We start from the raw sequence: 1,150 nt of genomic DNA on the forward strand, positions 1-1,150 counted from the left end.
CTCCGGCGATAGGGCCGAGCGCAGGCACGAACGCCAGCATCGAACTGAAAAGGCCGTAGATGACGACACCCTCAGGACGGTTGGCATAAACGTCGCGAACCGTCGCGAACGTCGCCACCAGCATGGCCGACGCGCCCACTGCTTGAAGTAGACGGAAAGCGACAAAGGCCGGTGCAGTTGAAGACCAAGCTGCTCCCAGAGACGCAATGACGAAAGCCGTTGCGCCCGCAAGTAGAATTGGCCGTCGCCCGATTCTGTCTGAGAGCGGACCAAAAATCACCTGGCCCACGCCGAGCATCACCATATAGAGGCTCAACGTGAGTTGGATCATAGCGGGCGTCGTGTTCAGGATGCCGGGCATCGCTGGAACGACAGGGAGATAAATATCCATCGCCAGTGAAGCGAGGATGTCGAAAGGAGCCATCAGCAGCAGTGCTGCCGGCAGCGTATAGGCCCACGCGGGGCGTGTGGTGGTCATGACGAATCAACCCTCGATTAAGGAATACCGGGCGACGTCTGCTCGTCAGCAATCAGATGAGACTAGCCTTACAGAGCGCCGCAACAACAATACTGGTTGTTGCGGCTTACTTGTCTGCTGACTTGGAATTTCCCATCTGATTACTCCACGCTTACGAATATGAATTGCTACATTTTATCCGATTATCTTTTGCTTCGCAATGCGGCATGGGCGCACTCAGCGTTCCAGCCCCCTCTGCCGCCCTAAATGCTTGCTCCAATGCATCGAGCACCATATCTGTATTCATCCGTGTCGATACTTTCCATCCAACAATTGCTCGTGAGAACACATCAATAATAAATGCAGTATAAACCCAGCCTGAATTTGTTTGAATATACGTAAAGTCACTCACCCACAGTTGGTCAGGATGATCAGCAGTAAAATTACGTTTTACCAAGTCATCCGCTCGTTTTTGATCATCTCGGCTACGGGTGGTTTGTTTGTTCTTACCACGCCAAACACCTTTTATACCTAGCTTTTGCATTAATCGAGCAACAGTACAGCGCGCAATAATATAGCCTTCACGTTTCAGTTTTTGCCAGACTTTACGTACACCATACCGACCTGAACTTTCCTTCCAAATTCGTTTAATCTCCTCAGCATGATGCAAGTCATGTAAATCTCGCTTTGCTC

Annotated in this window: 1 protein-coding gene and 1 pseudogene; both read right to left on the reverse strand. The window is 51.0% G+C overall.

The features are described 5' to 3' along the window. The coding region (locus FTV09_RS17810) for an MFS transporter (RefSeq protein WP_128999406.1) at positions 1 to 478 on the reverse strand (478 nt) is incomplete at its 3' end. Between the two features lie 247 nt (positions 479 to 725). After that, a pseudogene (locus tag FTV09_RS17815) lies at positions 726 to 1,150 on the reverse strand (IS3 family transposase); the annotation flags it as partial.

It is taken from the genome of Acinetobacter sp. YH12227, from assembly GCF_013417785.1.
Lineage (GTDB): Bacteria > Pseudomonadota > Gammaproteobacteria > Pseudomonadales > Moraxellaceae > Acinetobacter > Acinetobacter gandensis.